General features: G+C 69.4%; 21 protein-coding genes and 7 pseudogenes. 17 read left to right on the forward strand and 11 right to left on the reverse strand.

Going from position 1 to position 24,238, the window contains the following annotated elements; genetic code table 11:
- Window positions 1–300 precede the first annotated feature (300 nt).
- Both DI272_RS46370 and DI272_RS43825 read left to right on the forward strand, forming a co-directional pair.
- Window positions 301–1,882: pseudogene (locus tag DI272_RS46370) on the forward strand (Mu transposase C-terminal domain-containing protein).
- Window positions 1,872–2,561 (forward strand): ATP-binding protein, encoded by a 690-nt coding sequence (locus tag DI272_RS43825; protein WP_109501446.1) that lies wholly within the window; start codon window positions 1,872–1,874, stop codon window positions 2,559–2,561. Before DI272_RS46370 ends, DI272_RS43825 begins: the two are co-directional and overlap by 11 nt.
- A 20-nt stretch (window positions 2,562–2,581) precedes the next feature.
- Here DI272_RS43825 and DI272_RS43830 read toward each other — a convergent pair whose 3' ends face one another.
- A complete protein-coding gene (locus DI272_RS43830; RefSeq protein WP_109501447.1) occupies window positions 2,582–3,046 on the reverse strand; it encodes a DUF4304 domain-containing protein in 465 nt (154 codons plus the stop codon).
- A pseudogene (locus DI272_RS46375) lies at window positions 3,046–3,297 on the reverse strand (hypothetical protein); the annotation flags it as partial. The gene DI272_RS43830 and the pseudogene DI272_RS46375, both read right to left, overlap by 1 nt.
- 264 nt (window positions 3,298–3,561) lie before the next feature.
- Here DI272_RS46375 and DI272_RS43840 point away from each other — a divergent pair.
- Window positions 3,562–4,362: a hypothetical protein gene (locus tag DI272_RS43840; protein WP_109501449.1), complete on the forward strand. Its 801-nt coding sequence runs from the start codon at window positions 3,562–3,564 to the stop codon at window positions 4,360–4,362.
- Between the two features lie 10 nt (window positions 4,363–4,372).
- Here the strand turns inward: DI272_RS43840 and DI272_RS43845 are convergent.
- Window positions 4,373–4,711: pseudogene (locus DI272_RS43845) on the reverse strand (transposase); the annotation flags it as partial.
- 120 nt (window positions 4,712–4,831) lie between these two features.
- Between DI272_RS43845 and DI272_RS44850 the strand changes: the two are divergent.
- Window positions 4,832–5,158 carry a hypothetical protein gene (locus DI272_RS44850; RefSeq protein ID WP_181387598.1) on the forward strand — a complete coding sequence of 109 codons (327 nt, stop codon included), beginning with the start codon at window positions 4,832–4,834 and terminating at the stop codon, window positions 5,156–5,158.
- A 63-nt stretch (window positions 5,159–5,221) separates the two neighbouring features.
- A complete protein-coding gene (locus tag DI272_RS43850) occupies window positions 5,222–5,521 on the forward strand; it encodes a transposase (protein WP_146238449.1) in 300 nt (99 codons plus the stop codon).
- 204 nt (window positions 5,522–5,725) lie between these two features.
- On the opposite strand, the gene DI272_RS45885 is transcribed toward DI272_RS43850, so the two are convergent.
- Together DI272_RS45885 and DI272_RS43865 are read right to left on the reverse strand one after the other, a co-directional pair.
- Window positions 5,726–6,907 (reverse strand): 4-hydroxy-3-methylbut-2-enyl diphosphate reductase, encoded by a 1,182-nt coding sequence (locus DI272_RS45885; RefSeq protein WP_258314950.1) that lies wholly within the window; start codon window positions 6,905–6,907, stop codon window positions 5,726–5,728.
- Window positions 6,908–6,951: 44 nt separating this feature from the next.
- Window positions 6,952–8,310, reverse strand: coding sequence for a hypothetical protein (locus tag DI272_RS43865; RefSeq protein ID WP_109501453.1), 1,359 nt, complete (start codon window positions 8,308–8,310; stop codon window positions 6,952–6,954).
- 343 nt (window positions 8,311–8,653) lie between these two features.
- On the opposite strand from DI272_RS43865, the gene DI272_RS43870 reads away from it, so the two are divergent.
- From DI272_RS43870 to DI272_RS43900, 7 genes are read left to right on the forward strand one after another with little or no spacing between them, the layout of a single operon-like run.
- The gene (locus DI272_RS43870; RefSeq protein WP_258314951.1) at window positions 8,654–9,514 is read left to right on the forward strand and encodes an acyltransferase domain-containing protein; all 861 of its coding nucleotides are present in this window, start codon (window positions 8,654–8,656) and stop codon (window positions 9,512–9,514) included.
- Window positions 9,515–9,543: 29 nt separating this feature from the next.
- Complete coding sequence (locus DI272_RS43875; RefSeq protein WP_109501455.1) at window positions 9,544–11,367, forward strand: acyl-CoA dehydrogenase; 1,824 nt, start codon at window positions 9,544–9,546, stop codon at window positions 11,365–11,367.
- Entirely contained in the window at window positions 11,364–12,422 is a 1,059-nt protein-coding gene (locus DI272_RS43880; RefSeq protein WP_109501456.1) for a 3-oxoacyl-ACP synthase III family protein, read from the forward strand. Before DI272_RS43875 ends, DI272_RS43880 begins: the two co-directional genes overlap by 4 nt.
- A complete protein-coding gene (locus DI272_RS43885; protein ID WP_109501457.1) occupies window positions 12,419–13,261 on the forward strand; it encodes an SDR family NAD(P)-dependent oxidoreductase in 843 nt (280 codons plus the stop codon). The genes DI272_RS43880 and DI272_RS43885 overlap by 4 nt, the downstream gene beginning before the upstream one ends.
- A complete protein-coding gene (locus tag DI272_RS43890; RefSeq protein ID WP_109501458.1) occupies window positions 13,258–14,379 on the forward strand; it encodes a beta-ketoacyl-ACP synthase 3 in 1,122 nt (373 codons plus the stop codon). Before DI272_RS43885 ends, DI272_RS43890 begins: the two co-directional genes overlap by 4 nt.
- Entirely contained in the window at window positions 14,352–14,621 is a 270-nt protein-coding gene (locus DI272_RS43895) for an acyl carrier protein (protein WP_109501459.1), read from the forward strand. Before DI272_RS43890 ends, DI272_RS43895 begins: the two co-directional genes overlap by 28 nt.
- Window positions 14,618–15,832 (forward strand): beta-ketoacyl synthase, encoded by a 1,215-nt coding sequence (locus DI272_RS43900; RefSeq protein ID WP_109501460.1) that lies wholly within the window; start codon window positions 14,618–14,620, stop codon window positions 15,830–15,832. Before DI272_RS43895 ends, DI272_RS43900 begins: the two co-directional genes overlap by 4 nt.
- Before the next feature lie 120 nt (window positions 15,833–15,952).
- On the opposite strand, the gene DI272_RS45890 is transcribed toward DI272_RS43900, so the two are convergent.
- Both DI272_RS45890 and DI272_RS45895 read right to left on the reverse strand, forming a co-directional pair.
- Entirely contained in the window at window positions 15,953–16,192 is a 240-nt protein-coding gene (locus tag DI272_RS45890; protein ID WP_258314952.1) for a DUF6192 family protein, read from the reverse strand.
- Between the two features lie 6 nt (window positions 16,193–16,198).
- Window positions 16,199–16,453: a hypothetical protein gene (locus DI272_RS45895; protein WP_258314953.1), complete on the reverse strand. Its 255-nt coding sequence runs from the start codon at window positions 16,451–16,453 to the stop codon at window positions 16,199–16,201.
- Between the two features lie 534 nt (window positions 16,454–16,987).
- Here DI272_RS45895 and DI272_RS43915 point away from each other — a divergent pair.
- Together DI272_RS43915 and DI272_RS43920 are read left to right on the forward strand one after the other, a co-directional pair.
- Window positions 16,988–17,938: a glycoside hydrolase family 6 protein gene (locus DI272_RS43915; RefSeq protein ID WP_375138129.1), complete on the forward strand. Its 951-nt coding sequence runs from the start codon at window positions 16,988–16,990 to the stop codon at window positions 17,936–17,938.
- Window positions 17,939–18,096: 158 nt separating this feature from the next.
- Window positions 18,097–18,716: pseudogene (locus tag DI272_RS43920) on the forward strand (transposase family protein); the annotation flags it as partial.
- Between the two features lie 382 nt (window positions 18,717–19,098).
- Here the strand turns inward: DI272_RS43920 and DI272_RS43925 are convergent.
- The 4 genes and pseudogenes from DI272_RS43925 to DI272_RS43940 all read right to left on the reverse strand — a co-directional run bounded on the left by DI272_RS43925 (window position 19,099) and on the right by DI272_RS43940 (window position 21,382).
- Window positions 19,099–19,512 (reverse strand): ATP-binding protein, encoded by a 414-nt coding sequence (locus DI272_RS43925; RefSeq protein ID WP_109501463.1) that lies wholly within the window; start codon window positions 19,510–19,512, stop codon window positions 19,099–19,101.
- Entirely contained in the window at window positions 19,509–20,390 is an 882-nt protein-coding gene (locus tag DI272_RS43930; protein WP_109501464.1) for an MEDS domain-containing protein, read from the reverse strand. Before DI272_RS43930 ends, DI272_RS43925 begins: the two co-directional genes overlap by 4 nt.
- A gap of 416 nt (window positions 20,391–20,806) precedes the next feature.
- Window positions 20,807–21,249, reverse strand: a pseudogene (locus tag DI272_RS45905) (transposase); the annotation flags it as partial.
- On the reverse strand, window positions 21,167–21,382 hold the full coding sequence (locus DI272_RS43940) for a hypothetical protein (RefSeq protein WP_146238450.1): 216 nt from the start codon (window positions 21,380–21,382) through the stop codon (window positions 21,167–21,169). The gene DI272_RS43940 and the pseudogene DI272_RS45905, both read right to left, overlap by 83 nt.
- Window positions 21,383–22,083: 701 nt before the next feature.
- Between DI272_RS43940 and DI272_RS43945 the strand changes: the two genes are divergently transcribed.
- The 3 genes and pseudogenes from DI272_RS43945 to DI272_RS43955 all read left to right on the forward strand — a co-directional run.
- A complete protein-coding gene (locus tag DI272_RS43945; RefSeq protein WP_037706792.1) occupies window positions 22,084–22,254 on the forward strand; it encodes a hypothetical protein in 171 nt (56 codons plus the stop codon).
- 220 nt (window positions 22,255–22,474) lie between these two features.
- A pseudogene (locus tag DI272_RS45910) lies at window positions 22,475–22,870 on the forward strand (transposase); the annotation flags it as partial.
- A 1,001-nt stretch (window positions 22,871–23,871) separates the two neighbouring features.
- Window positions 23,872–24,173 (forward strand): annotated as a pseudogene (locus DI272_RS43955) (IclR family transcriptional regulator); the annotation flags it as partial.
- Window positions 24,174–24,238: the final 65 nt, after the last annotated feature.

Here is a 24,238-nt window from a genome sequence, read left to right on the forward strand (position 1 = left end):
CGCCCGCCTCCCCGGCGGCTCCGCCGCCGGACCGGACCACTCCGTGGCCCGGAAGCCGGATCGCTCCGCGATCCGGTGACGGAGCCCGCTCCGCGAACTCCGAAAGGCGCAGCAACTAGGGTGTGGCCAAGGCGAGTTGACGTCTCGTCACTAAATACTGACACAGCATCAGGTTTGGGTCCCGGGCTGAGGATTCTTGATCATTCTTCTGCGGGCACCGCTAGCAGATGCGTCTGTCTACTGTCATCGCGATGCCGGAGCCCGTCAGAACTCTGCCGACGGTGTGAGAGTACTGAATCCATGGCCGACAACGGATCAGGTGCACGGCAGCGCGTGGGAAGGGCGCCGGCCGAGGTAGGGCGGACCGCCGCGGTACAGCGCCTGATCGACCTCGATGACCGCGATGAGCTGACGTCTGCCCATGTCCGTCTGGTGGCACAGGCGTTGGGGCGTTCCGAGCGGACGGTGTGGCGGTGGCTGTCCGCCGCGCGAGAGGAGGGCCGGTACGGCCGCGTTTCTGCGGCGCGGTTCACGGTGACACCGGAAGTGCGCACGCTGCTGGCCCTGTGGAGCGGCAACGCTTCCCGCGTTCACGCCGAGTTGGTCGAGCGGGCTCGTTTGGATCCTGCCAGCGGGCCGGTGCCGTCGTTGGCGACCCTGCACCGGGCGATCCGCCGGGACCTGACGGCGGGTGAGCGGGCCGGGCTGCGCCAGGGTGAAGCAGCTCGGCGGGCGCACGACGTCTTCGCTACACGGCCGCCCGCCCACCGCAACGCTGTCTGGGAAGACGACCACAAGCGGGTTCCCGTTGAGGTCGATGTCGAAGGGGAGCTGGTCTGTCCCTGGGTGACGTGGTTCATCGACTGTGCGACCAGAGTGGTTGTCGGTGTTGCGGTCACTCCTCATGCGCCCAGCCGGGACGCGGTGCTGGCGTCGTTTGCGGTGCGCGATCGACCGGCGTGAGCCCTACGGTCCGGCCGGAGGGCTCCCTGGCGCCATCCGGGTCGACCGGGGCAAGGAATTCCTGTGCCGCACCGTGACTGCCGCCATGGGTGGCTTCGCCGTCGCAGTAGTGGATCTGCCCCCGTACACGCCGCATCTGAAAGGCACCGTCGAGGCGCTCAACGATGCAGCCGAGGAGATGCACTTCGTCCTCCTGCCCCGCTACCTGCACCGGCAGAAACTCACCGGAGGCAAGAGCGCTGACCCGCATGCGCCCGCTCTCACCTTCGTGGCCTTCGTGGCCGGGCTGCTGGACTGGGTGAACTGGTGGAACAGTCAGCACCGGCCTGCCGGCCTGGACGGCAGGACCCCGCTGGAAGCGTGGATGGCCGATGCTGCCCCGCTGGCTGAGGCTCCGCCCGAGCATCTGGCTCACTTCTCACTCGAAAGCGGACGGGAGCGGACCATCACCAGCCACGGCATCAGGTGGCACCGCCGCGACTACATCGCCGACTGGATGGTCGGCCGGACCGGCACGCGCGTCTCCATCCGGCACTTGCCTCACCACGACGACGTCATCGAGATCTTCGCCGCCGACGGCACGCACCTGGGCAGCGCGTACCTGGCCGAGGCCGCCATGGTGGAGCAGGTCCGTGCGCTCAGAGCCGCCCGCACGGCATCGGGCCGCCGCCTGCGGGCTGATCTCAAAGCTGCCGAGAGACTGCGCTGGGAGCGGTTCAAGGCCCAGACCGTGGCCGGCCCGGCCGAACGCAGCCGTACCCCGGTCCGCGATGAAGCAGCCGGAGAACTGGAGGGCGGGGCGCGACGGGACAGGCACCAGTTGGCCCGGCCAGGTCTGATTCCCCACGGCCCGGCACCGGAGCACTGGGTGCAGCTGGTGGATCCCAAGCAGCAGGACGGACGGCGCGATGAGGACTGACCTGGCTTACGGACGCCTGCCTGACGAGCGCGAGGACCACTTCCTCGGCCTGGAGGCAGCGCACCTGGTGGGGACCGAGGCGTTGCTGACCACCCGGGACAACATCGAGGCGGTCATCGAGGCCAAGGCGATGATGTGCGCCTATGGGCCGGCCGGATACGGCAAGACCATGGCCGTGAACTCCGCGCTGCGGGCTTTGGCACCCGACATCACCTACCGCCTGGAACTGCGCTCCGGTCCCACCCCGCGCGACATCCGCCACGGACTGTTCAAGGCTCTGCGCCTGCCTGGTGAGCCGCCCAAGCGTCCGATCGAGTTCGACGCGCTCCTGAAGAACGTCCTCGCCGAGCAGTTCCGGGTGCTGGTCTGCGACGAGGCCCAGTGGATGAGCCGCACCGGGTTCGAGTTCTGGCGTCACCTGTGGGATGACCGGCATACCGACATCGCGGTCGTCTTCGCCGGTGGCGACAACTGCCACCGTCTACGCTCGCGTCCGACTCCGCCTCGGATGCGAAGCCATCGACACTCTCAGTACCGCGCTCGGCAGTCCCTGACATACCCACGGCGACGGCGGAGGGTACCAGGGCCGCCGTCGCCGTCATCAACTGCCGTCATAGCGGATGAACCTTATCAAAGACGACATCTCAGGCGGTCGAAGTTCGCCACAGCAATCCCCTGACCCACGCCAAGAGCGTTGCACTATCCCTCTGCGAGCAATTCATCTCTGATTTCACGATGGATAAACACCTGATCGCTAATGCTCGTCCGCAGCAGGGACGTCAAACCCTGGATGTTATCAATCGAGTTGACCGCCCGCGCCACCGGAGATGCGACCTTTTCGACGAGGGCAACACGAAGACCACCCTCTCCACCCGCCTCCGCTACTTCCCCAGATAGGAGGTCGAGCCCCTCACGGGAAATAGAGGTGATTGTGTCCGCTCTGAACCTGACGAGACATTTTGATTCGGGGAGCCAACTCGCCTTGACCTTGGCCGCTGGGGCGAATCCGATATTTACATAGCACGACTCGTCCCAACTGGAATCTTGGACGCTAACTACACAGTAGAGATCGCCAGACACCCTGTACCAGTTTGTCGACTTTTTTCGAAACCCCAGCGGCTTGAAGACCTCATTAAGAGCCTCTACGAGGATCGTTTTAACCATCAGCCGAACCTCTTATACGTATCGAGATGGCCAGTCCAACTCTGTCCGGTCATTTCTTCCAACTCAGCGACGTACTGCTTCAACTGTCGGCGCCCCGTCGCCTGGCTGCTCTTCGCGTCCGACTTCAACTCACGCACAACTCGATTCTTCCAGTCGACGGCGTCAGGCCGAAGTCCACTCGGAAGCGTGACTTCGAAGTCGCACCCAGCCCCCAGAGCATTCTTATAGCTCAAGTACGTCTGACGCCCACGGGCCGCATCCGCGTTTTCTCCAGATGTGAACTGGCCCTTCTCGTTACGAGCGACGCCACATCCGTTGCTGTTGTGAACGAGGACCGGGGTGTGCCGGTTGACTTGATGTGTGACGGCACCTCGGCGGGCTCACTAACTGATCGTTTCAGAATGAGTTAGCGAGGCGGTCGAGCTGTTCCTGATTGGAGTCCTGATGCCGTAGGACTTCGCAGGTCCGCGAGACACCCTGGCTCCCCGGACCTTCCCCCTTTACGATCAACGCTCATGTCCATCGCCACCTCGCCCATACCCGTCCTCCGCGGCTCCGGCGGAACCACCCTCCAGGCCGACGGAGACGCCCTCGCCCTGCGCCGGTGGCGCAAGGAGAAGCGGATCCCGCTCCAGGCCGTTCGCCAGGTCTGCGCGGAGGGCCGTGCCCTCGCCGTGGAGCTCACCGCCCCGGCTGGTACAACCCCGACCGTGTTCCGGGTACGGGGTGTGAGCGCGGCGGCGGCCGCGGTGTTCGCCGACGCGGTCACCGCGCGCCTGCCCGAAGAGCGGGAGGCCGACGGCGCGGCCCTCGTCACCGAAGGCACGCCGACGGAGTCCGAGGACGAGGCGTACTGGCGCAAGCTCAAGATCTGCGCGTGGGGCGTCGGCCTTGTGACCGTCGGGGTGGCCGTGGCGATGGCGATCGTGGGGTCGGGGTTCCGCGCGTTCCTCTTCCTGATCCTCAACCCCGTGACCCTGGCAATCGCCGTGCTCGGTCTCTACGCGATGAGGACGCCGTACTACGAGTGGTACCTGCCCCGGTACGGCATCACCGTCGAAGCGGTGTACCGCGGCCCCAGGAGCTATGCCTACACCGACCTGCACGGCACCGTCCGGACCGCCTCCGTCCCGGGCAACGCCCCGACCAGACGGGTCGCCTACCACCCGGACAGGCCCTTTGTCGAAGCGTTCGCCGCGTACTCGTGGATCCGCAAGGTGTTCCGCACCCTCTTCTGTCTGGCGTTCCTCCTCGTCGGCCTCTCGCTCTTCGCCTTCAACATCTACATGGCCGTCGACGGCTTCCAACGCGGCTGACTGATCGTTTTCAGGATGAGGTTCGCAGGCGGCGCAGGCATATGAGGCTGCAGGCCAGTTCGAGCAGTCCCTGGTGGAGATCGGCGCGTCGCTCGTAGCGGGTGGGGAGCCGTTTGAACTGGTGCAGCCAGGCGAAGGCGCGCTCGACCACCCAGCGCACCTTGCCCAGTCCGGAACCATGGGTGACGCCGCGTCGCGCAATCAACGGCTTGATGCCGCGCTTCCACAGCAGGCGGCGGTACTTGTCGAAGTCATAGCCCCGGTCGGCATACAGGCGCCGTGGCTTGCGGCGGGGACGTCCCCGCCGACCCCGAATTGGCGGGACTGCGTCGAGCAGAGGCAGAAGCTTTGCCCGTGCCGCCTGTGCAGCTCGGTGATTGATACGTGTGCGGGGACCCACGCCGCATGGCGTGTATCTCATACAGGCGGATCAATGACGAGACGCCCATGGCGGGCCCAGAGACATTCGATGGCCGTGCTGATTTCGGCACCGCTCATCTCGCTGACCGGACCGCTGGAGAGCGCCCACGCCACCTCTGCCGATGCCGAGCAGATGGACACCTATGTACTGCCGCTGAACGCCGACACACCCGATCTGTCCGAACTCCTGCAGCCGGCCGGCCTCGACACACTGCGCCAATCGGCAAGAGCACAAGCCTCGCAGCCGGTCTTGCCGCACGAGACGACCGGCCCGGCCAGGAGCTATGCGCCGCTGTCGGCATACGACTCAGCACGAGCTGCCCCGTCACCGGTGGGTGAGCGCAGCGCCGCGGGTGATCCGGTCAGTGGGCCTTGATCCCTGATCTTGGACACACGAGACACTTGATCCTGAGGATCTGAGAACGGACATCTCGTGGTCATGAAGAACTCTCCGCCGCAGTTCAAGGCGGACGCGGTCGCGCTGTACCAGTCGCGGCCCGATGCGACGATCCGGCAGGTCGCTGCCGATCTGGGAATCAACCCCGACACCTTGCGGAACTGGGTGCGGGCAGCCGGCGTGAGCCGGCCGCGAGGACGCCGGGCAGAGCTGCCGACCGAGCCACCGACACCGCTGGAGGCGGAGAACGCCGCTCTGCGTCACAAGGTCCGTGAGCTGGAGGAGGAACGCGAAATCCTGCGCAAGGCGGCGCAGTATTGCGCCGGGGAGACGCGCTGGTGAACCGCCCCCAGTTCGTTGCCGACCACCACCGCCGCTACGGCGTGAAGCGGCCGTGCACCATCCTGGGCATCGCCCGCTCCAGCTTCTACTACTGGCGTCGGACGGCCGCGGACCGGGTCGCCCGGCAGGCGGCTGATACCCGCCTCGCCGCCCGGATACGAGCCGTGCACCGCGAGTCGGACGGCACCTATGGCGTCCCCAGGATCACCGCCGAACTCCGCGACCAGGGAGCGGGCGAAAGGCGGGCTGTGGCGTTTCCATGGAGGAGTGTGCCTGCCGCCGGACGTGGCTTGTGGGGCCCAGGCCGTTCAGGACTTGGCTCAGCTCCCTGAGGTCCCGCCCGTCAGGTGTGGCGTCCACGACTGTGATCGTCGACGCGTCGATGTCGTCCGGGCGCAGGCGGTCCAGTGTCGTCACGGCGCGGACCGGTAGGGGGATGCGGGTCACCTGGGCGATCGCCGTTCGGGTTACGGGGGTGGTGTCGCGGCCGACGACCAGAAGCCTGTCGGACTGGGCGAGTGCTGCCCCGACCGCCGTGTGCAGGTCGTCCATGGTGTAGCACCACTCATGTGGGTGCTGGCCCCGCAGGCGCGGATGGCGACGGCGCAGCACGTTGAGGATGTCCGCCGCCTCGGAAACGACGGCACCGGGAGCGACGACGAACGCGAGGCGGTCGGGGTTGGTGACAGAGAGGGCCTCGGCCTGTTGCGGAGTGCTGACGGTTCTGGGGTTTCCGTGAACGAACCGGCCCGCCCAGGCGCCGGATCCAGCGGCGGGTGTGCCTACGACGACCACGTCGTCCCCTCGCTCCAGGAACCGGTGCAGTGCGCGTTCGGCGTTCTCGGCGGAGGGGCACCTGACGCTGGCGGGGCAGCCGCAGATGCGCCACCGGCTGCCGGGGTCTCGGAGAGTCTGTGCCGGTACCGAGGCGCTGGACGGACTCGGGACGACGTCGTCTGGCGCGGTCACGTAGAGCACGCGCCGGGTGCGCAGGACCGCTCGCCAGGACTCGATCTGACGGCGGGCGAAGGAGAGTGCGGTGGTGTCGTCGCTGGGGGCGGCAAGGGCGAGGCCGCGGTGTCCGCCTTCGGGGCGTTCGTAGGAGACGGTGAAGACGGTCGTCGGCGCTGTGGTGAGGTCGTCTCGGAGATCTTCGTTCGGTAAGGAGCGGGGGTCGGCGGTGAGACCGGACTGCCGGGCGTGTGCGGTGAGCAGGCGGTGGGCCGGGCAGTCGACCAGGCCGCGCGTGGGGTGCCGCCAGGAGGTGGGCACGGTCAGGCTGCCGGGGGCGACGTGGAGGGTGGTGGAGTGGAGTACTTCCGCGAGGACGCTTCGGTTCATCTTCCTGGTGGGGGGGTCGAGGGAGCGCAGGAGGGGCAACGACATCCAACACGTCCGCGCGGCTCTACTCCTCCTAGTGCCCGTGGTTGTCACTCCGATGGACCCCTGCGTGGGCGCGTCTGGCGTGCTCGTGCGAGGAGCGTGGCGGCAGCGGGGTTCGTGGCGTTCGGGCGAAGGGCTGCGGTCAGGGTGCGCAGGCGGTCGTCGGCGCGGGCGCTGCGGATTTCCGGAAGGATGTCGAGGAACTCGTGCCAGGTGTGGCATGCCTGTTCCAGGTGGCCGGATGCCAGCTGGGTCTCGGCCAGTTCGGCGAGTCCGAGGGCCCGGGAGCGGCGCTCGTCGGCGGGTCGGTGGCGCAGTGAGAGAGCGAGGGCCCGGGCGGCCGTACGGTGCTCTCCCTGGCTCTTGGCCACGGCCGCCCGCTGGAGCGCGAGTGAACCGGCGTGGAAGGCGCCGACGGCGGAGGTGCCGTCGGCCGACTTCTCCAGGCGCCGCTCGGCTGCCAGGAGGTGGCGGGTGTGGCGGTGGTCGCCGAGGACCGCCTGGGTGACGGCCAACTGGCCAAGGAGGAAAGCTTGTTGATGGGGCGGTGCGTGACGTGCTCCGGTCTGTACGGCGTGTTCGGCGAGCTGATCCGCCTGCGTGAGGTGGCCCAGCTCTTGGGCCTGCACGCTGAGTCCGCGCAGAGCGACCGCCTGGCCGATGGTGTCGCCGGCGTCGCGGGCGAGTTCGAGGCTCGTGAGATAGAAGCGCTGCGCCGCGGCGTGGCGGTTCATGTCGAAGTGGGCGAATGCGCAGAGGTAGGTGAGCTGTGCGGCGACCGTGAACAGGTCCCGCCGGACGGCGGGTTTCATGTCGCTTCTGAGCCAGGGCAACAGGGTGGTGGACAGGTATTGGCGCAAGGGTTCGCGCACCGATCCAGCTCCGAAGACGATGTCGCTGCGGGAGAAGACGGTGAGCAGTTCGCGGGCGGAGGCGACATGCGCCGCACCGACGGACGCCGGTGGAACGGACACTACGGCCCCGCCTTCTCCAGAACTCGCCGCACCGGACGGAATCGCCAGTGCCGCCAGCGAATAGGCGCCGACCAGGGCGAGACTGCGGCGGTCGGTGTCACGCAGGATCCGGTCGAGGTGTTCCACGGCGCTCCCTTCACCGGGCGGCGTCCCGGCGCCGTGTCCCGGCTGCCTGGTGTCGAGCAGTCCAGTGTCCTGTAGCAGGACCGGTCTGCCGAGACGTCGGGAGAGGGATTCCGCAACGAGATCGGGCACCGGGGGGCGGGGACGGCTGCCGGCCAGCCAGTGGGCGACCGTGGTGCGGTCGTAGTGCAGCGCGGCGCCCCGCTCGGCACCAAGTGCGTTGACCTTGCGGGCGAGTTGTGCCCCACTCCATCCGGCCTCGGCCAGGAGGAGTCGCAGGGCCTGGTTCGGCGTACGGGACGATCGCACACCTCTCTCCTTGTCCCACGCATCCGTTTGTGAGTACTGGCGTTCAACGTCCGCATGTGTTCAACACGCTTGCCTCCCGCATAGGCGGTGGAAGCACTATCGCTCAGGCAGGCTCAGAGTGCGGCCCTGCTCGGAGCGGCACACAGTGCGCACCGCAGGCGCATCCGGATCGGCCGTACGCCCCTTATGCACCACTGACCTGTCCGAACGGAAGGACGAGATGCGCACCAAGTCGCCGCGTACACCAGAGCCTTCGCCTTCCTGGCGGCGGACGGTTCATCTGTTCCCGGGGCAGGGAGACTTTTCCGTCGGACCCCTGATTCGTGCCACCCGGGCCAGCAGCATGGGCGCGGCCGTCCGTGAGGTCTTCGAGCAGACCGACGAGGTGGCGGTCGAGCGCGGCCTGCGGCCCCTGGGGCCGTGGCTGCTGGGGCAGCAGCCGCCCAGCGGGCGGGAGTTGGCGCAGGCGGCCACGGGCACTGCTCAACTGGCCCTGTTCGGCGCCTCGGTGGCGGTACACCACGCTCTGTGCGCGTCCTACGGAGTGCCGTCGGCGATCGTGGGAGTGAGTTTCGGAGAGATTGCCGCGCTGACCGCCGCCAAAGCCCTCACCATCCCGGACGGCGCACGGATAGCCCACGACCTCGCCGTCGTGCTGGCCTCCTGTCCCGGCGGGCTGAGTCTGCTCGGCTGCTCGGAGCAGTCGGCCCGTCGGTTGCTGGAGGGGGCCGGGGCGCCGGACACGGTGGTGGCGGTGGTCAACGACGACCAGTCCGTGGTGGTTGCGGGCCCCGTGCAGGCGCTGGCCCGGATCGAGAAGGTGGCCGGTGATGAGGGAGTGAGTGCCGTGCGGCTGCGGCTGCCGTTCTCCTCCCACCATCCGGCGCTGACCGACCAGTCCGAGGTGTTCGCCAGGTCGGTCCGCGCCTACCCCCTGGCCCAAGCGCGCGTGCCCGTCTACTCGGCCGTGGCCGGACGCCGCTACCGCCCCGACGACGATCTGCCCCAGCGCCTGGCGGACTGCCTGGTGCGGCCTGCCGGGGTGCCCACCGTGCTGCACCAGGCGGCCCTGCACCGGCCGGACGTCTTCTTCGAGGCGGGTACGGGCGACGCCCTGGCCCGGAGCGCCCGCCGGATCCTTGCCACAAGCCCTGCCGCCCCGCCCGTCCACGCCCCACTGGCCGAACTCAACTTCCCCTGGTGAAACCGCCTTCCGGTCCTGGAGGACCAGCGATGCCCCTTGAGCCCCTGCCGACCGCCACCCGCGACGAGATACAGCGACTCGTCCACGGCACCTGCGACCCCGTCTTCCTCTCCGAACTGCACCAGGCCCTCACCACCGGCCTCCCGGACGACAGCGGAGGCAGACAACTGCTGCACCGCCTGGGCCTGTTGGGCGACACCTTGCCGCACGACCTCTTCGAGGACCCGGCACGGCTGGCCGCCGCCCACGCCTGGGTGGCGGCCACCGACCCTTCCCTGTGCCTGGCGGCGCTCGTCCACCACCTGCTCTGCCTGGGATCCATCATCCAGCTCGGCGACGGAGCCGACGAGGTGACGGGCCGCATCAAGGCCCTGCGGTCCGGCCGGGCCAAGGGCGTCTACCTGATCACCGAGGCGGGCTCGGCCAACAGCCACCTCGCCACCCGGACCCGGGCCGAACTCGACCCGGAGACCGGCGAGTTCACCCTGCACACCCCGGATGTGCAGGCCGCCAAGTTCGGCAGCGCCGGCACCCTGGACATACCGCAGACGGCGGTGGTGCTCGCACGGCTGTTCACCGACGGCACCGACCGCGGGGTCTTCGCGTTCGTGGCCGACCTCACCGACGACGCAGGGCTGCTGCCGGGCGTCGAGGTCTCCTCGCCCATCGGCCTGGGCGCTCTGCCCCTGGACTACGTACAGGTGCGCTTTCACCAGGTCCGGCTTCCGCACGCGCACTGGCTGGCCGACGGCGCCTCCATCGCGCCCGACGGGGCCTTCCACGACCCGGCCGGGTCGGTGGAGCGGCGCCTGCAGCGCACCCTGCGCGTGGGCCAGGGGCTGTGGGCGACGATGCCCGCGGTGGCGGCCGCCACCAGCCGCCAGTCCGCCGTACAGGCCGTCACCTACGCACAAGCCCGCAGTACCCGGGGGAAACTGGCCCCTGGCGTGCCGCTGCTGACGTACCGGACCCAGCAGCGCGCCGTGCTGGGCGCCCTGGCCGACGCGTTCGCCCTGACCTGCGCCGCTCACGGCGCGCGCGTCCTGTGGGAGGAATCCCGGACGGCCTCCGGGGACCAAAGCGGTGCGGAGATGGGCTTCAGCCCGTGGACGGCCGTCCATCAGCCGCTGGCCGCGTACAAGGCCGCGGCGGTACGGCTGGCCGCCCGCGTCAGTGCCGAATGCCAGCGCCGCTGCGGCTTCTCCGGACACCTGGACGCCAACCGGCTGGCCGCCTACCACGGCTTCCACCACGCCTTCGACGCGGCCGGCGGGGACAACCAGCTCATCTTCTACGACATCGGACGCGCCCTCGCCGAAGCCGGAACAACCGGGCAGGCGACAGACCCCACGCCGCCTGCGGCCGGCACACCGCCCACGTCCGCGTACTGGTGGCCGGCGGTCGCACGACGCCACCAGCACGACCTGACCCGGCACCTCGTCGAGCAATCGCGCGCCGGAGACCTGGGCAGCCCTTTCGAGCGGTGGAACCCGCTGCTGGAGGACGCCGGTCTCCTCGGCGAGATCTACGCCAACGCCCTCGTCGCTGAGGATGTCACCCGCACCCTCGCCGGGATCCGGGACCGCGAACTAGCCGACGCTCTACGTGCGTTGGCGGCCCTGCACGGCGTCACGGCGGCCCGCCGCTGGTCGGGCCCTTTGCTCGCCCTCGAAACACTGCGCCCGGCGGACATCCAGGCGCTGTCCGATGCCGCCGACGAACTCTGCGACGAGATCCTTCCCCACCTGCCCCTGCTGACCGAGGCGTTCGCCCACCCCGACGACATCGCGCCGACGGCCTGCGACCCCGCGCTTGCAGCCGAGGGCGCCTGGACCCGAGGAGGCACGGCATGACGGGCGAGCGTCCTATCGGGATCCTCGGCATGGGCACTCACCTGCCGCCCACCGTGCGCACCAACGACGAAGTGGCGCGCGGCGCCGGCGTGACGGCCGAATGGATCAGCGAACGCACCGGAGTCCTCAAACGCCACGTGGCCGGCCCCGAGGAGGCCGCCTCGGACTTGGCGGCGCACGCCGTCCGGGCGGCGGCCGACGCCGCCGGCATCGACGTGGCCGACATCGGTCTGCTGATCTGCGGCACCTCCACCCCCGACGAACTGGGGCCGTCAACCGCATGCCGCATCCAGACGGCGGTGGGCGCCACCAACGCGGTCGCCCTCGACGTCGCCGCCGCCTGCTCCGGCTGGCTGTTCGCGGCCAAGGTGGCGCACGACTGGCTGCGCGGCAGCGACGAGATCCGGTACGCGGCCGTGGTGGGCGTCGAGGCGTACTCGAAGTTCCTCGACCCGACCGATCGGGGGACCGCGGTCCTGTTCGCCGACGGGGCAGCCGCCGCCATCCTGGGGCCGGTACCGGACGGCCAGGGCTTCACACAGTTCAGCCTCGGCTCCGACGGCACCCTCGCCGACCGCGTCCTGATCCCGGCAGGCGGTAGCCGCCGCCCGGCCAGCACGGCCAGCCTCACCGACAACGGCCACCGCATCCACATGGACGGCCGCACCATCGGCCGGTTCATCATCGACACCTTCCCCCGCCTGATCACCGACGCCCTCGACCGCGGCGGGCTGGGCATCGAGGACATCGACTGCGTCGTCGCCCACCAGCCCAATCCCGTCCTGCTCCGGCGCATCGGCGCCGACCTCGGCATCCCCCCCGACCGCCTGGTGGTCGTCGGCGACGAGGTCGGCAACATCGGCGCCGCCAGCGCACCCTACGCCCTCGCCCGCGCCGCCACCGGAGACCGGCTACGGCCCGGCGACCGCGTGCTGCTGGCCGTCTTCGGCGCCGGCATGACCTGGGGCAGCGCCCTCCTCACCTGGAGCGGAGCGCACGCCCTCACCTCGACACAGACCGCCGTACGTCCCGCGTCTGAAGGAGTGCTCCGATGAACGCCCTGGACCTGTTCCGCCTGGACGGCGCCCGCGCGCTGGTGACCGGCGCGTCCCGTGGCATCGGCAAAGCCGTCGCCGAGGCTCTGGCCGACGCGGGCTGCGAACTGGCAGTCACCGCCCGCACCCTGCCCGCCCTCGACCACACCCGCAAGGCTGTGGAGAAACGGGGCCGCGAGGCGGTCGCCCTCGACGGGGACCTCGCCCTACCGGGCACGGCGGCCGACCTGGTCGACCGGGCAGCCGCCGCACTCGGCGGCCTGGACGTCGTCGTCCACAACGCGGGCACCCTGCCCACAACCGAGGACGGCAGTCCCCGGCTGGCGCCACTCCAGCACGCCCGCCAGCAGGACTGGGACGCCGTCGTCACCGTCAACCTCAACGCCACCGCCGCCCTGTGCCGGGCCGCCCACCCGCACCTGGCCGACTCCGGCCGCGCCAGCCTGATCCTGATGTCCTCCGTCGCCGGGCTCGTCGGCACCCCCATGATGGAGGCGTACGCCGCCACCAAGGCCGCTCAGCTCTCCCTCACCCGAAGCCTCGCGGTCGGCTGGGCCCGCCAGGGCATCCGCGTCAACGCCCTGTGCCCCGGCTGGACCCGCACCGACATGACCGCCTTCGCCAGCGAGACGGGCCCGCTGTCCGACTGGCTCACCAGCCACGTCCCCATGGGCCGCTGGGCAGACGCGGACGAGGTCGTCGGCGCCACCCTCTTCCTCGCCTCCCCGGCCGCGTCGTTCGTCACCGGACACGCACTCGTCGTCGACGGCGGACTCGCCGTACCCGACGGCGGCCTGGCCGGCCACCCCAAGCCCGCCTCCCCCTTCGCCACTACATGAACACCTCTGTGCCCACCGGCAGTTCCACCGCGGTAATCGCGGGAATCGGCGCCTGCCTGCCGCCACACGTCGTCGACAACGACACGATCGTCGTGCGCGGCGCCCTGCACACCGACGACACCTGGATCCGCGACCGCACCGGCATCGCCCGCCGCCGCCACGCCGAGCCCGGCACCAGCACCGGCGACCTCGCGGCCGGTGCCGGACGGGCCGCGCTCGCCTCCGCCGGGGATCTACGCCCCGACATGCTGCTGCTCGCCACCACCACACCCGACCACCCCTGCCCCGCCACCGCCCCCTCCGTCGCCCACAGACTGGGCCTGGGCACCGTCCCCGCCTTCGACCTCTCCGCGGTCTGCTCGGGCTTCCTGTACGCCCTGGCCACGGCGGACGCGCTCATTCGCAGCGGCGCCCGCACCACCGTCCTGGTGATCGGAGCCGACACCTACACCACCATCGTCGACCCCACCGACCGCGAGACCGCGCCGATCTTCGGCGACGGCGCTGGAGCGGTCCTGTTGCGCCCTGGCACGCCCGACGAACCCGGGGCTCTGATCGCCGCCGACCTCGGCGCCGACGGCAGCGGCAGCGACCTCATCACCGTCCCCCACGGCGGCTCCCGCCACCCCCAGCACCTGCCCCCAGCCGACCCGGCCGCGCGCCACTTCCACATGCAGGGCCGCACGGTCTACGCCCACGCCGTACGCCATATGACGCAGTCCGCCAACTCGGCTCTCCAACAGGCGGGTTGGGTCCCTGACACGGTACGTGCCTTCGTCGGGCACCAGGCCAACCAGCGCATCCTGGACTCCGTCGCGGACCGTCTGGGCATCGCGCCCGCCCACCGGTTCGGCAACATCCGCGACCTCGGCAACACCGCGGCCGCCTCCATCCCCCTCGTCCTGGCCGACCCGGCCGTCCACCAAGCCGTCCCGCCCGGCGAGCGCTCCCTGCTGACCGCCTTCGGCGGCGGCCTGACCTGGGCCTCTGTCGCCCTGCACTGGCCCGCTGCCGTCCCGGCCACCGAAGCACCGCCCACTGATCTCGACACCACCCCCGTGTGCACCCCTGACCTCTCAAGGAGCCACCCGTGGACCACGTCTACGACCACCTCGTGACCCTCCTCAGCGACAAGTTCGAGGTGGACCCCGACCGCATCGCCCCGGACGCCACTCTCGACACCCTGGAACTGGACTCCCTCGCCGTGGTGGAGCTCTATGTCACCCTCCAGGAGCAGTGGCAGATCCCGCTCGACGACTCCGCCGCCTCCGGCGAGCTCACCGTCGCCGACGTGGCCCGCGCGGTGACCGCGCTGCTGGACGCGGGCGCACCCGCCCCGGGACACCAGGCCGCACAGTGATCGACGAGGTGGCCGTGACCGGCATCGGCCTCGTCACGCCCGGCGGCATCGGCGTGCAGGACACGTGGGAGACGGTGTGCGCCGCCCGGTCCACCGCGCGCACCGACCCCGTGCTGAGCGACCTGCCGGTGACGATGTCCTGCCGAGTTCCGGACCTCCCTGCAGGCCGGGGCCGTCTGTGGCGCTTCGACCGCGGCACCCGGTTCCTGCTGACCGCCGCACGGGAGGCCCTCGACTCCGCCGGCCTGGAACCGGCCGACTGGGATCCCGCCCGCGTGGCGGTGGTCATCGGCACCGCGGCCGGCGGCATCGACACCCTCGAAGCCCAGCACCACAAGTTCCTCACCACCGGGCCCACCGCCCTGTCCCCCCTCACCATGCCGGCCTTCCTCCCCAACATGACGGCCGGCCAACTCGCCCTGGACCTCGGGATCACCGGCCCTTCCCTGCAGACCTCCACGGCCTGCGCCTCCGGGGCCACCTCCGTCATCACCGCCTGCCTGCTCCTGCAAACCGGGGCTTGCGACATCGCCCTCGCCGGCGGCACCGACGCCATGGTCACCCCCCTGTGCGCCGCCGCCTTCGCCAAAATGGGCGCGCTGTCGAAGCGCAGCCACGACCCTTCCCGTGCCTCCCGCCCCTTCGACAAGGACCGCGACGGTTTCGTACTCGGCGAGGGATCCGGCATTCTCGTCCTCGAACGCCGACGCCATGCCGACGCCCGCGCCGCCCGCACACTGGCCCGCCTCGCCGGCCACGGCGCCACGAGCGACGCCCACCACCCAACGGCCCCTCACCCTGAGGGGGCGGGTCTGCGGGCGGCGACCCGCACCGCCCTCGACCAGGCGGGCGCCACCCACGACGACGTCGACCACATCAACGCCCACGGCACCAGCACCCCGCTCAACGACAGCGTGGAAGCCACCGTGATCCGCGACCTCTACCCCGGCCGGCCGCCCTCCGTCACCTCCGCCAAAGGCGCCCTGGGCCACGCCATGGGAGCCGCCGGCGCCATCGAGGCCGCCCTCACCGTCCTGACCATCGCCCACGCCACCACGCCCCCCACCGCCAACTTCACCGCGCCCGACGCCACCACCACCGCCATCGACCTCGTCACACAATCCCCCCGCCCCCACCCCGTCCACCTCGCCCTCAGCCACTCCCTGGGCTTCGGAGGCCACAACACGGTGCTCGCTTTCACCGCCCCGTGACGGCACTCCCGCCAGAGCCACACTCCGAACTCAGTCGATCACGCCGTCATACGACGGCACGCAGCCCTGACGCCGGCTGCACATCGCGCAGGCCTTCGGCTGCACCAGCTGCGACGGCGCCTACCCGTGGATGGCGCTGACCTTCTGTTGCGGCGTGACCGGCTTGACGACCTGGCGGCCCGTGCGGCGGTTTGCCTCGTCCGGGGTCCAGCGGGCCCTGCCCGGCGGTGGCGTGAGGATCGTCGCAAACCGCTCTTCCTCGTCGGCGATGGACGCGAGGATGTTGTGGACGGCGAAGGAGACCTCCGCGACCCGGCGGTCCTTGGGCCACTTCGACGCGGTTTGCCGGGCCTGTTTCACCGTGTACTAGGACATGCCGATGTCCTCGGCCAGACGGAACAGCGATTCCTTCACCGTGAACAGGCCGCCGGCCGGCACCGCACCGCCGTGCCCCCGCATCGGCTCGATCTCCAGCGCGTAGTCGCCGACCGTGAACAGCATGCCGCTGGCCGTCTTCACCAGTTCCCGCAGCTCAGCCACGATCTCCGCATAGCGGTTCGCGCTGACGCTGCCGACCTTGTCCTCGGTCGTCTCGACGGCCGCTTTTATCTCTTCGGGCATGGCTTCACCACCAACCCGCAGGCCGGGCACGGCAGTTGGCCGTGACAAGACCCGGCCCGCCTCTGAAACCTGAGAGTCAGACCGAAAATCCTTTGATCACAAAGAACGACCGCAATTGACCGGGATGTGACCGAAGTTGGGATTCGGATGCGTTCGCGTTGCGGTCACTGTGACCGTTCGTCGAACGATTCCTTCCGGGCCCGCCAGGCCCTCGTCACACACCGCCGCGAGCAGTAGACCGCGTTCGAACGACGGCCCACCCCGGCCACCCATGTGGCCCCACACTCCGGGCACTCGGCCCGGCCGACGCCGCCGAGCTCGGCCGCCACCCGCTTGCGCAACCGCAGATCCCGGCGCCACCGCCTGGCCCGGCAGGCCGCCGAGCAGAACCGCGTACGAGCTGGAGCACCCGGCCTCAACCGTTCATCACAACCCTCGCACACCCGCACCCGGCCCCGTGGACGATCGGGGGCGGGTGCCGAGCCGGGCCCGGCGGCAGCCCACTCCCCCGCAGGAAAGAGCTGTCTCATGCGCATGCGACACCGTCTCGCCGCTCTGCTGACCGGCGCGCCCGTGCTGCTGGCCTGGTCCCTGGCCACGGCCGCGACCGCGACCGCCGCCGATCCAACGACGCTGACCAGAGGTTTCTACGTCAGCCCCGACTCCAGTCCCGCGGCATGGGTGGCCACCCACCCCTCCGACACCCGTACTCCGGCCATCCGCGACAACATCGCCGCCCGGCCCATCGCCCGCTGGTTCGGCACCGGATCCACCGGTGACACTATCGCGAGCTACGTCGGAAAGGCCGACAGCCACGATCAGCTGCCCGTCCTTGTCGCCTACAACCTCCCCGGACGGGACGCCTGCGGCGGCGAGTCATCAGGCGGCGCCGACAGCGTCGCCGAGTACAAGACCTGGATCTCCACGTTCGCCGCGGCTGTCGCCGATCGCCCTGCCGTGGTCGTCATCGAACCCGACGCACTGGGCGACTTCAGCTGCATGTCCGACGCGGCGATCAACGCGCGCCTGGACATGCTGCGGTACGCGACCCAGATGTTCCAGCAGAAGGCCCCGAACACCTGGGCCTATCTGGACGGCGGCAACGCCGGCTGGACCTCGGCGACGACCATGGCCGACCGCCTGGCCGCGGCCGGCGTCACCAACGTGCGCGGCTTCTCCGTCAACGTCTCCAACTACTACAGCACCAACGCGTCCCTCACCTTCGCCAACGCCGTCAAGGCCGACCTGGGAGGCGCCTCGCAGTTCGTCGTCGACACCAGCCGCAACGGCAACGGATCCAACGGCGAATGGTGCAACCCCGCCGGCCGCAAACTCGGGACTCCGCCGCAGACTGGCGGCGGGGCCGACATGCTGCTCTGGGTGAAGACCCCCGGCAACTCCGACGGACAGTGCGGCACCGCACCGACCGTCCCTGCCGGCGAGTTCAACGCTGATCTCGCCACCCGCTTGATCTACGGGACCTGATCGACGCAGCGCCCGAGGGTGCCGACTATCGGCGCGGGCCGACAATGAGCCTTCCCGACCTGCTGTTGGTGAAAGCGAGTTGTACGCTTCGGCAGCACGGCGAAGCTCCTGGTGGATGAGTTGTTCATCAAGATCAACCGTCGTTCCGGGAGCTCCGTGTGCTCGTCCAGCCGTCGGCCGTCGACCTGTCCACCGCGCACCCGCGCCACCTGAGCTGCGAACTGGAACCTCGGCGCCGGGACATCGGAACCCGGTGGCAGCGTCCGACCGCGGGTCGTCAGGCTCTGCTCGCCCTGGCCCGCCTACGCTGCGGTGATTCGTACGCGCAGCTCGCGGCCGGGTTCGGTATCGGCGTCGCCACCGGGTACCCGCTCTGTCCGCGAGGCGAACGACGTCCTGACCGTGCTCGCGCCGACGGCCGACGACGTGATGGTGACGGTCCGCGCAAGGGGTACGTGATCCTCGACGGCTCCGTGCTGCCGCTCAACCGCGTTGCCGCCGACCGGCCTTCCTGTTCGGGCGGGAGCACGGCATCATCGCCACCCTCGCCGAAGCCGACCTGAAGCGTTGGTCGGGCAAGGCGTATCAGGGCGCGACTCTGAACGTGCGAGTCCCGTTCAAGGGGCGCCACCTCAAGCAGTGGCAGGGCCGTCACCACACCACTCACGCCAAGGTCCGCTGCGTCGGCGAGCAGGCCGTGGCCATGGCCACGCTCAAATGCTGGAGCCCGCTTCGCAGGCCGTGCCGCCGCATCACCCGCATCACCCGCATCACCCGCAATCGTGCAGGCCGTCCCACGGTCGTCAGCGCGCCGTCGCGGACACAGCCTGCCGCTACCTGGCCAACAACGCCGACCACAACCACTACGACCGGGTCCTTGAGGCCGGATGGCCAAGCGCCGGCGGAGTCGCCGAGGCTAGCAGCACGCCATTTGATCGCGGACCGGCTCGATATCACCGGAAGCCGCCGGAGCCTCGCCGGGGCCGAGGCCGCCCTCACCCTCCGCACCGTCAGCAGCAACGGCGACTTCACCCGATACCAGGCCTTTCGCACCGCGAGAGAACACGAGCGCGCCTGTCCCCAACTCGACCAGCAGGACTGCGGCCTTCGGCCTGACCGGTGATCTCACTCGGAAAGGGCCCTACCCCAGCCGTTCTGTGTCAGGCTCCCAGCGTGATGGCGAGGGTGACGATGGCTCCCACGGTGCCGAGCCCGATGTCGAGGTGGTCGGTCAGGTGCCGGGTCAGCCACAGGCCCCGGCCACGCTCGCCCGTCTCGAGCCCCGGCGGCTCCGGCGGGATGATGTCCGCGCTGAAGCCGGGCCCGTCGTCGGTGATACGGCAGTGCAGCATGCCGTCACCGTTATATGCCACCAGACGGCCCTCTCCGCCACCGTGCTCGATCGCATTGGACAGCACCTCGTGGACGGCAAGGACGAAGTCGTCCCTGCGTGACTCGCACAGCCCGCTGCGTTCGGCGCACTCGGTGATCCGCAGGCGCAGTCTGGGCAGGTCGCAAGCCATGAACCGGGTGTCGAGCAGCGGCGCCCTGGGCGCGGGGGGCTTGATCGTCATGCCGCTACCTCGCACAGGACCAGCCGGTCGATCGTTCCCGCACCGAGCAGGCGGAGCACCTTCGCCGGAGTGGGCCCGCAGCGGATCTCCATCCGCTCGCACCCCTTGTCCCCCGCCAGCAGGCGCAGCAGCGCCGCCGCACAGTCCACACCCAGAAAGCACAGGTGGGTGAGGTCCAGCAGGAGGCGGGACGCTCCTTGACTCTGTGCGAGCGCGGCACGCACTTCGATCTGCAGCTGCGTGCGGGTGGCCACGTCGGCATCACCAGCCAGCCGCAGCCCGTTGACCGTGTGCACGGCCTCCAGTGCGCCGAGCCGTTCCAGCAACGCGACCGGGTGGCCGACCCGCATGGCCTCGACGACTTCCGGGGCGAAGCGCCGGCGGTCGTAGGTGCAGATCTCGGCGTAGCGGCGGTCGGCGAACAGCGCGTCAGCGTGGGTCTCGCGGTGCATGACGGCCTCGACGTCAGGTCCCAGGTCCTGGACCCAGGCCATGTCGATCACCGACCTGAGACCCGCGTAGCCCTCCGCGTGGGCCCGTTCGGTCTCCTCCCACAGCCGGCTGATCTGACGTTTTGCAGTGAACCGGGTGTCGGGGAGGATCAGCTCGCGCATGCTGCTGAACGCCAACTGACCCCGGGCGCGGGCCGCTTCGGCCGTCGGGCTGTGGGCGTGCAGCCGCTCGTACACCTCATCGCGCGGGACGCCGGGGTCGGCGAGCATGACCACCTTCTCGCCGCGGGCCAGCCCGCGGTGCGCGAAGGCGATGAGGATGCCCCAGCGAGCCTCGTCGTCGTCGTAACTGGCGAACGCGTGATCACCCAGCCGCATCCGCTCCACGGGGACACCGGAGGGGTTGGCGCGCGCAGGCGGGGACATTGCATCCCCTTTCTGTCTTCTGCCCTGTGCCGCAGAGGAACGGCTCGGGTACCGATGAGGTCGACGGTAGTCATCACTGCCGGGCATTTGAAGGATTGCCCTGAAAACGACGTACGGTGACCAGTTGCGCTCTCCGAGTCGGCCAGCCGGTGCCGAGTATGGCCATGTGATGCGCGGATCTGTCGGCCCGGCTCCTATCCTCTACTCCGCCTGTTGTCAGCACAGAGACCCGTATCCGCGGTACTCGCCGTCCCCCAGCGCGCCGAACTCCTCATCGCCTCCGCACTGAAGCCCACTGCTTCCGTTGACGATGGAGTCACCTCCGGTGGTGTCGATGGAGGCGAGGCCGACGGCAAACTCAGCGATCTTCGTTGAAGGGCTTGCACCCCCTCAGATCGCCGGCATGGAGGACGGCCAGCGAGGCAGCCGTTGATGAGGTGAGGGCGGTACTGGATCTTTCTCATGGCGTGGCGGATGGTCTGGATAAGGTGCTCGGGTGCGGTGAAGGCGGGTATGGGACAGCCAGCCGCACCGCTGCAGCAGCGACCAGATGCCCTCGACCGGGGTGAGACCGGATGCGTAGGAGGGCAGGCAGCTGGTAGACGGTCAGCCAGTCGTGCCGGGCGGTGAACTGCCGCATCCCGTAGGTGAGATGGACGTTCAAATCGTCCCAGACCAGCACGATCGGGCCGCCTGGCTGCTGATGGGCGGTGATGAGCAGGTCGCGGTAGTCAGTCCAGGCGAAGTTCTTGCGTCCGTCGCGCCGCCGGCCCTCGTCACGGCGCGGCCGGTGGATCAGCCGGGACCGCTGGCCCGGCTGGCAGCAGGCCGGCGCGGCGATCGAGCAGGAGCAGGTAATCGCAGGCGTCGGTGAGCTCGCTGGTGCCGTGCGAGGACATCACCGCTGTGCTGTCGGTGTCCGTGTCCGTGTCGGTGTCGGTGTCGGTGTCGGCAGGGTATGCCAGAAGCAGGCCCATCAGCTCCTGGCGCACGCCAGGACGTCGACGTCGGCCATCGGCTCGTCGACCGGCAACAGATCGGCGCCGCGGGCCTGCAGTGGCCGACTTGAGGGGCCCGGATGGTACCCGGCTTCCAGTACTACTCCACCGACCGCACCGCCACCGGCACGACCGGCGCGGCCGCGATGCCGATCACGGCGAAAGACCACATCCCGAAGAGCTGGCCGGCCGGAGCCACCTACACCCCTGGGCGACAACGAACCGGGCGCGAAGACGTGCAAGGACCTGAAAGCTCTACCCACCTTCTCCGGGACGGTGAACGCCAAGGCGCGGCAGGGCAACACGGGCTCCTCCGACCTGCTCTTCCCGGTCTACGAACCGGCCATCAGCCACAGCCCGCCCGCGGGACGGGTGCCGAGCGGCGCGCGGGGCGGCGCCCCGTTCGCACTCGCGCCCCGCTGGTGCACCGCCACCGCCTGGCCACCTCCCCCCGGGAACCGAGCGAGAAGGGCACGGCGACGTTCAGTTGCGTGCCCCCCCCTCAGCGCAGGCTCCGATTTCTCAGTGGAGTACTAGGCCGGTCCCGGCGGCCACCGGTACAACTCGGCCCGGCGGGGAGATGCACACCATGCAGAAACTGAGACCGATGCCCGCATGAACGGTGGAGAAACCAGGGAATTCGACCGTATGTTCTTGCATTAGCCGGGCACAAGGTGCGACGGAGGTTGATAACTATGGTTCCCCTGCTTGTCGTTCTTCTCCTGGCACTGCTCCTCTTCGGCGCAGGTTTCGCGCTCAAGGCACTGTGGTGGCTCGCAGTCATCGTGCTCGTCGTCTGGCTGCTGGGCTTCGTCATGCGCTCCGCTGACGCAGGTGGTCGCAAGGGCCGCTGGTATCGCTGGTAACCCGCCAACAGCACCATGCCTGTGGCTCCGGATGCATCCGGAGCCACAGGCATGTGCCGGATCGATGGAACGTCTGCGCGGCGATGAGGGCAGCATCCCCGCGTGATCGACTACCTTGCCGACGCGGCCTGGGACCGTGAACTCGACGACGTCTTCCTGCACCTCGGCCACCGTTTCGGGTCGGCCCGGGTGCGAGGATGCCCGGGTCCAACATTGGACGCGGCACGCTGATCTTGAACACACCTTCCGCTGTGAAAAGCAGACGCTCGGCTGGACGCGTCCCAAGCTCCATACTCCCGAGGCGGCGGACCGATGGACATGGATCGTCATCGCCACCCACACTCAGCTCCGCCTCACCCGAGAGGCCGCGGTCGACCTCCGCCGGCCCTGGGAGAAGTCGGTCGAGCCCACCCGGCTCACCCCAGCCCGCGTCCGCCGTGGGTTCAGGAACATCCGCCCCCACTTGAATGGTCCGGCCCGTGCGCTCAAGCCTTCAACTCCAGTCCCAGGAAGCCCACTTGGCTCGACGAACCGGCATCCGGCCCGCCGTTGCGACGTAGGCAAGACCATCAGACGCCCCGAAAGCATCACCGAACGCGATCAACTCAGACGCTGAACACGGCGTCAGAAGGGGACGTTCAGCCCCGCTTCCCGCAATCGAAGCAGTGCCCTGCCCATGCACTCGGCAACCGAGGCCCCGCCGGCCCTCATCCCACCGACCAGCGGCCCACCAGAAGCGTGCGCGTCCACCGTGCCTGACGAGTCGGCCCGATCCGGTGTTCTCCTCTGCGCGCAGCCTCCTGACCGCCTGCTTGGCGGACGTCGTGCCGGGAGCTGCCTGACAGCGACGCGACGTGGCAGCGGACGTTGCGGTGCGACTCACGATCAGCCACATGCTGCTTTCGGTCCCGGGCCCGAGGACGTCCCTGGACGCGTCGTCCGGGTGACGTGCGCTGTTCTGGGCCTTCCCAGGCACTCGGCGGACGCATGACGCAGTCTTCGGCCTACGTGGGTACCGAGAGCCACCTGGCGCGACCGGTGGCCGTGGAGGCGTCTAGAGCTTGGGGCCAGGATTTCTGGGCTGGCCACCCATCCTGTGGTCACTCCAGTCGATACCGTCGTCGTGCTCCTTGCTTCGCGCGAGTCCGAGAAACCCGAGAAGAGGCAGAAGAAGGAAAAATATCCCGCACAGGCTACCTACAGCGACGTACGTCAGGGCTGCCGCGATCACGGCGAAGGTGATGTCGCTGAGGATCCGAGCCCATCGTGGGAACGGTGCACGCCACGCGAGGTAGCGACGGTACATGCGCCTCCGCCGATCGTGTTTTCCCTGGCTTGCTGCCTTGCTCATGAAAGCGGCGTGTCCTTCCGGGAGGGTCGGCTGAGCAGCCGTGAATCGTTCGTTACGGGCTTCCCGCTTGTGCGTCATGAGTAAGGGTGGGGTGGGCCAGATTGAGCCTAGGGCTGCGGTCCGCCGTGCAGTTTGCGCATGCTCACAATCGACCAAGAGGGGCGCAAGGTGTTCGGTGAGATGCGGGGCCCGCTCATCGAAAGTTGAACCTGAACCGTTTGCTGTCGTCCCGCGGCAACGCGCGAATAGCCTTGACTCAGAAGCCCGCCGACGGTCGCATCGTCGTCGGCCTGCGCCTGCTGGAGACCGCCTCCCCGGCTCCCCGGGGCACACATTGCGGGCCGTGGCCATGCCGTTCATGGACGATCTCTTCCATGTCACCCGCCAGCACGTGCTGCTCGCCGTACGCGGCCGGTCGGAGGCTCTCCTGGTCGAGCGGCTGTCGGCTCGCGACGCCAGTCCCGTGCGCTACCGCGTGGGCGGCCGTCTCCCCTTGACCGCCACCGGTGTGGGATTGGTGCTGCTCGCCATCGCGCCGCCGGCCGTCCAGGACCACGCCATCGCCGCCTAAGACGCCGTTTCTTTTGGTGTGATTGGGGCTACCGGGGCTATGCGTCGGCCCATCCCGCAGTG

It is taken from the genome of Streptomyces sp. Act143, from assembly GCF_003143935.1.
Lineage (GTDB): Bacteria > Actinomycetota > Actinomycetes > Streptomycetales > Streptomycetaceae > Streptomyces.